The 5,817-nt window shown below is 66.3% G+C and carries 5 protein-coding genes; all 5 read left to right on the forward strand.

All coding sequences use genetic code 11. The annotated features are described in order from the left end of the window. The first annotated feature begins 182 nt into the window (after positions 1–182). The 5 genes from BRAS3809_RS20715 to BRAS3809_RS20735 all read left to right on the forward strand — a co-directional run bounded on the left by BRAS3809_RS20715 (position 183) and on the right by BRAS3809_RS20735 (position 5,738). Entirely contained in the window at positions 183–1,292 is a 1,110-nt protein-coding gene (locus tag BRAS3809_RS20715) for a BMP family ABC transporter substrate-binding protein (RefSeq protein ID WP_008963989.1), read from the forward strand. Further along, positions 1,289–2,398 (forward strand): ABC transporter permease, encoded by a 1,110-nt coding sequence (locus tag BRAS3809_RS20720; RefSeq protein ID WP_008963990.1) that lies wholly within the window; start codon positions 1,289–1,291, stop codon positions 2,396–2,398. The genes BRAS3809_RS20715 and BRAS3809_RS20720 overlap by 4 nt, the downstream gene beginning before the upstream one ends. A gap of 3 nt (positions 2,399–2,401) precedes the next feature. Then, entirely contained in the window at positions 2,402–3,328 is a 927-nt protein-coding gene (locus BRAS3809_RS20725) for an ABC transporter permease (protein WP_008963991.1), read from the forward strand. Between the two features lie 200 nt (positions 3,329–3,528). Next, positions 3,529–4,212, forward strand: a complete 684-nt coding sequence (gene biuH, locus BRAS3809_RS20730; protein WP_008963992.1) for a biuret amidohydrolase — start codon at positions 3,529–3,531, stop codon at positions 4,210–4,212. A 50-nt stretch (positions 4,213–4,262) separates the two neighbouring features. Beyond that, positions 4,263–5,738 carry an ABC transporter ATP-binding protein gene (locus tag BRAS3809_RS20735; protein WP_052523458.1) on the forward strand — a complete coding sequence of 492 codons (1,476 nt, stop codon included), beginning with the start codon at positions 4,263–4,265 and terminating at the stop codon, positions 5,736–5,738. Positions 5,739–5,817: the final 79 nt, after the last annotated feature.

Below are 5,817 nucleotides of genomic sequence, written 5' to 3' on the forward strand. Positions count from 1 at the left end.
CGTAGGTTTCTCTGCCTAGTTTACAGTCAGCAATAAAATCACGCTAATTCAGTAGTTTAGCTCCTCTGCCGAGCCGGACGGCCCTGGCACAAAGCTTGAAAAGCTCCTTCCTTGAGGCTCCGCCGTGGCGGTGAAGCCGAGATGACAGGGCGCGGGCGCAGGGCTCGCCGAGGGAGCACACCATGGACTTTGGCAGGATTTCACGACGGCATCTGTTGCAGGGTGGCGCGGCGCTGACGCTCGGCGCAGCCGCGGGCCTGCGGCCGGCCTTCGCAGCCGACACCACGATCGGCTTCATCTATGTCGGCTCGCGCGACGACTACGGCTACAACCAGGCGCATGCGCAAGGCGCAGCAGTGCTGAAGAAGCTGCCGGGGCTCAAGGTCATCGAAGAGGAGAAGGTGCCGGAGACCGACGCGGTCGAGAAGACGATCGAGTCGATGATCAATCTCGATGGCGCCAGCCTGCTCTTCCCGACCTCGTTCGGCTACTACAATCCGCACATGATCAAGATGGCCAACAAGTACCCGAAGCTGCGCTTCGAGCACTGCGGCGGCCTGTGGAGCGAGAAGGATCCGAAAAACGCCGGCTCCTATTTCGGCTATATCGACGAGGCGCAGTATCTCTCCGGCATCGTCGCCGGCTACACCTCCAAGAGCGGCAAGCTGGGCTTCGTCGCCGCCAAGCCGATCCCGCAGGTGCTGCGCAACATCAACGCCTTCACGCTGGGCGCGCAGCTCGCCAATCCCAAGGCCACCACGCAGGTGATCTTCACCGGCGACTGGTCGATGCCGGTCAAGGAGGCCGAGGCGACCAACAGCCTGATCGACCAGGGCGTCGACGTGCTGACCTGCCATGTCGACGGTCCGAAGACGATGGTCGAGAACGCCGCGCGCCGCGGCGCCTTCGTCTGCGGCTATCACGTCAACCAGTCGCCGCTGGCACCGAAGGCCTATCTGACCGGCGCCGAGTGGAACTGGGAGGCGCTGTATCCGAAGTTCGTCAAGATGCTGGCCGCCGGCGAGAGCATCCCGAACTTCTATCGCGGCGGCCTCAAGGAAGAGCTGGTGAAGACGTCGCCCTATGGCGAGGCGGTGTCCGAGCAGGCGCGCAAGCATGCCGACGAGATCAAGGCCAAATTCCTCGGCGAGGGCTATACGATCTTCAAGGGCCCGATCAAGGACAACAAAGGCAACACGGTGATCACCGCCGGCACCGAGCGCGGCCAGAAGGATCCCGAGCTCGAGAAGATGGACTACCTGGTCGAGGGCGTGATCGGAGCGACGTCGTGACCACGGAGGCGGCCGATCCGGTTGATGCGGCCGCCATCGCGCCGGCCGCGGATGCAGGTTTCCTGCAGCGTTACGGCGCTGAAATCGAGTACATCCTGATCCCGGGCGCGGCGCTGGTCGCCGCGCTCCTGGTGTTCGGGGTATTCGTCGCGCTGTTCGGCAAGAACCCGCTCGATCTCTACTGGTACATGTATTACGGCGCGTTCGGCACCTGGTTCTCCTGGCAGAACACGCTGAGCCGCGCCGCGCCGCTCATCCTCACCGCGCTGTGCACCGCCCTGCCCGCGCAACTGGGCATGGTGATCATCGGCGGCGAAGGCGCGCTCCTGATCGGCGCTCTCTCGGCGACATCCGTCGCGCTGGCGCTGCAGGGCATGCCGCCGCTCGTCGTGCAGATCGCGATGGTGATCGCCGGCATGACCGGCGGCGGACTCTGGATCCTGCTGTCCGGAGGCTTGCGGCAGTATCGCGGGGTCAACGAGACCATCTCCAGCCTGCTGCTGGTCTACATCGCGCTCGCCATCCTCAACCATCTCGTCGAAGGCCCGATGCGCGATCCGGCGAGCCTCAACAAGCCGTCGACCCGCGAGATCGGCGCCGCCAACATGATCGGCACCATTCCCGGCACCGACGTGCATTGGGGCCTGGTGTTCGGACTGATCCTGGCGATCGCGTCCTACGTGCTGATCTATCACACCACCTTCGGCTTCGCCGCGCGTGTCGCCGGCGGCAATATTCGCGCCGCCAAGATCGTCGGCCTCTCCGTCGGCAAGCTGATCCTCACGGTGTGCTTCCTGGCGGGCGCCTGCGCGGGGCTCGCCGGCATGGTCGAGGTCGCGGCCGTGCAGGGCCGCACCAACGCCAATCTCGCGGTCGGCTACGGCTTCACCGGCATCCTCGTCGCGTTCCTGGCGCGGCAGAATCCACTGGCGATCATTCCCGTCGCGATCCTGCTCGGCGGTATCAACGCGTCAGGCGGCCTGTTGCAGCGCCGGCTCGGGCTGCCCGATGCCTCGGTGCTGGTGCTGCAGGGCATCATCTTCATCTCGGTGCTGGCGAGCGACGCGCTGTACGGGCGCATCGGATTTCTGAAAGGAAAGTCCTGAGACATGGCTGACGGCAATATCGGGCTCTGGACCGTCCCGCTCGCGGTGCTCGGCGGCGCCATCCGCGTCTCCACGCCGTTCCTGTTCGTCAGCTTGGGCGAATGCATCACCGAGCGCTCCGGCTGCATCAATCTCGGCCTCGAGGGCACGCTGGTGATGGGTGCGATGAGCGCTTATGGCATCTCCTATCTCACGGGCTCGCCGTGGCTCGGCGTGCTCGCCGCCGGCCTGACCGGTGCGCTGCTCGGCGCGCTGCATGCCGGCATCTGCTCGCTGCCGCGGGTCAACGACGTCGCGGTGGGCATCTCGCTGATGCTGTTCGGCACCGGGCTGGCGTTCTTCCTCGGCAAGCCGCTGATCGAGCCGACCGCGGCGCGCCTGCCGGCGATCGATTTCGGCTGGTGGAGCGACGTGCCGCAGGTCCGCGCCGCGCTGCGCATCAACGTGCTGTTTCTGCTCGGCGTCATTCTCGCACCCGTCCTGTTCTGGGCGTTCAAGACGACGCGCTGGGGCCTGTTGATCCGCACCGCCGGCGAGAGCGCGGACGCCGCGCGCGCGATGGGTCATTCGGTGCTGATGATCCGCCTGCGCGCCACCATGGCCGGCGGCTTCCTCGCCGGCATCGGCGGCTCGTTCCTGTCGCTGTTCTATCCCGGCAGCTGGAACGAGGGCCTGTCATCGGGACAAGGCATCACCGCCGTCGCGCTGGTCATCTTCGCGCGCTGGGACCCGATGCTGTGCCTGTGGGCCTCGCTCGCCTTCGGCGGCGCCGCCGCGCTCGGGCCGGCGCTGCAGTCGGTCGGCGTCACCTCGGGCTATCATCTGTTCAACGCCGCGCCCTATATCCTGACGCTCCTCATCATGATCATCACCTGCTCGCCGAAGCGCACCCTGAGCGGCGCGCCGGCCGAGCTGTCGATCACGCGGTAAGAGGCGTTGCCTATGAGGAAAGAGATGGAGCGGACACCTCCTTCGCAGCCATCCTTCGAGACGGCCGCCTGCGGCGGCCTCCTCAGGATGAGGAGTCTTTGCGCGGCGACGTACGATTTAACTCCTCATGGTGAGGAGCGTCGCCCTTGCGACGCGTCTCGAACCATGAGGCCCCTGACAAGCTGACGGGAGCTTTCATCATGACCCAGCGCACCATCCGCTCCGAACCCTACGCCTGGCCCTACAACGGCGATCTGCGTCCTGAGAACACCGCGCTGATCGTGATCGACATGCAGACCGATTTCTGCGGCGTCGGCGGCTATGTCGACAAGATGGGCTACGACCTTTCGCTCACCCGCGCCCCGATCGAGCCGATCAAGAAGCTACTCAGCGTGATGCGGGCGCAAGGCTTCCTCATCATTCACACCCGCGAGGGCCATCGCACCGATCTGTCCGACCTGCCCGCCAACAAGCGCTGGCGCTCGCAGCAGATCGGCGCCGGCATTGGTGATCCCGGGCCGTGTGGCCGCATCCTGGTGCGCGGCGAGCCCGGCTGGGACATCATCCCGGATCTGGCGCCGCTACCCGGCGAGATCGTCATCGACAAGCCCGGCAAGGGCTCGTTCTGCGCCACCGACCTCGAGCTGATCCTGCGCCTGAAGGGCATCCAGAACATCGTGCTGACCGGCATCACGACCGACGTCTGCGTCCACACCACGATGCGCGAGGGCAATGACCGCGGCTTCGAATGCGTGCTGCTGTCGGACTGCTGCGGCGCCACCGACAAGGGCAACCACGACCACGCCCTGAAGATGATCAAGATGCAAGGCGGCGTGTTCGGGGCGGTCGCGACCTCCGCCGCGCTGATCGAGGCGCTGTCGTGATCGGCGACGATCCGCTTCCCTCCGGCGCGTTCGGCGTCGAGGCCATCGCCATGACGATGCGCTTCGGCGCGTTCACCGCGCTCGACAATGTCGAGCTGAAGGTGCGCCCCGGCTCGTTCCACGCGCTGCTCGGCGAAAACGGCGCCGGCAAGTCGACCTTGGTCAAATGCATCATGGGCTATTACCGCCCGACCGAGGGCGACGTGCTGATCGCCGAGCGCGCGCGTGCGATCAACAACCCGAAGGACGCGCATGCGCTCGGCCTCGGCATGGTCTATCAGCATTTCACCTTGGTTCCGGCAATGACGGTGGCCGAAAATCTCGTGCTGGCCCGCGACGACGTGCCGGCGGTGGTCAACTGGCCGAAGGAGAAGCAGGAGCTGGAGGCGTTCCTGTCGCGCATGCCGTTCCGCGTGCCGCTCGATGCCAAGGTCTCCGACATCTCCGCCGGCGAGCGGCAAAAATGCGAGATCCTCAAGCAGCTCTATCTCAAGCGCCGCTTCCTGATCCTGGACGAGCCGACCTCGGTGCTGACGCCGGGCGAGGCCGACGAGGTGCTGGGCATGCTGCGCAAGATGGTCGAGGGCGGCGAGCTGACCATCCTGATGATCACCCACAAATTCCGCGAGGTCATGGCGTTCGCCGACGAGGTCACCATTCTCCGCCGCGGCAAGCTCGCCGGCAGCGGCAAGGTGTCCGAGCTCACGCCCGACGACATGGCGCGGATGATGATCGGCGCCGAGCAGCTCACCGTGCAGCCATCGCGCACCGGCGAGGCCGGCGCGATCAGGCTCGAGGTTGAGAAGCTGGTGGCGCGTGACGACGCCGGCGGCATGGCCGTGCACGATCTCTCGCTCACCGTGCGCGCCGGCGAGATCGTCGGCATCGCCGGCGTCTCCGGCAACGGCCAGCGCCAGCTGGTCGAGGTGCTCGCCGGCCAGCGCGAGGCCGAGAGCGGCGCCGTCCGCGTCTCCGGCGCGTCCTACTCCGCGACCCGCGAGGAGATGCGCCGGCACAAGATGTCGCTGTTGCCCGAGGAGCCGTTGAAGAACGCCTGCGTCGGCGGCATGAGCGTCGCCGACAACATCGCGCTGCGCGAGTTCGACCGCGCCCCGTTCGCCAGCGGCGGCTGGTGGCTGAACAAAGCGGCGTTCCGCAAGGACGCCACCAGCAAGATCAACCGCTACAAGATCAAGACCCGCACCCCGGATACGCCGATCTCGGCGCTGTCGGGCGGCAACGTGCAGCGCGCTGTGCTGGCGCGCGAGCTGGCCCATGACGTCGAGGTGCTGATCGCCGCCAATCCCTGCTTCGGCCTCGACTTCGCGGCGGTGGCGCAGATCCACGCCGAGATCATGGCGGCCCGCAACCGCGGCGCCGCGGTGCTGCTGGTCAGCGAGGATCTCGACGAGCTGCTGGAGCTATCAGATCGGCTGGTGGTGATGTTCCATGGCCAGCTGGTCTATGAGACGCGCGCGGGCGAGGCTGACCTTACGGAGATCGGGCGGCATATGGCGGGGCATTGAAGGGGCGGTCGGCAATCCACCGACAATCGATGCTCTCAGTCTGCCAAGCTGCTGATGGCGTAGCAGCTCTCTGCCCCAC

Origin of the sequence: Bradyrhizobium sp. STM 3809 (assembly GCF_000239795.1) — a bacterium.
Taxonomy (GTDB): Bacteria; Pseudomonadota; Alphaproteobacteria; order Rhizobiales; family Xanthobacteraceae; genus Bradyrhizobium.

Excerpts from the sequence above, each read along its gene's own strand:
- BRAS3809_RS20735 (WP_052523458.1), top strand. The coding sequence starts at position 4,263 with ATGACGATGCGCTTCGGCGCGTTCACCGCGCTCGACAATGTCGAGCTG.
- biuH (WP_008963992.1), top strand. The coding sequence starts at position 3,529 with ATGACCCAGCGCACCATCCGCTCCGAACCCTACGCCTGGCCCTACAAC.
- BRAS3809_RS20715 (WP_008963989.1), top strand. The coding sequence starts at position 183 with ATGGACTTTGGCAGGATTTCACGACGGCATCTGTTGCAGGGTGGCGCG.
- BRAS3809_RS20725 (WP_008963991.1), top strand. The coding sequence starts at position 2,402 with ATGGCTGACGGCAATATCGGGCTCTGGACCGTCCCGCTCGCGGTGCTC.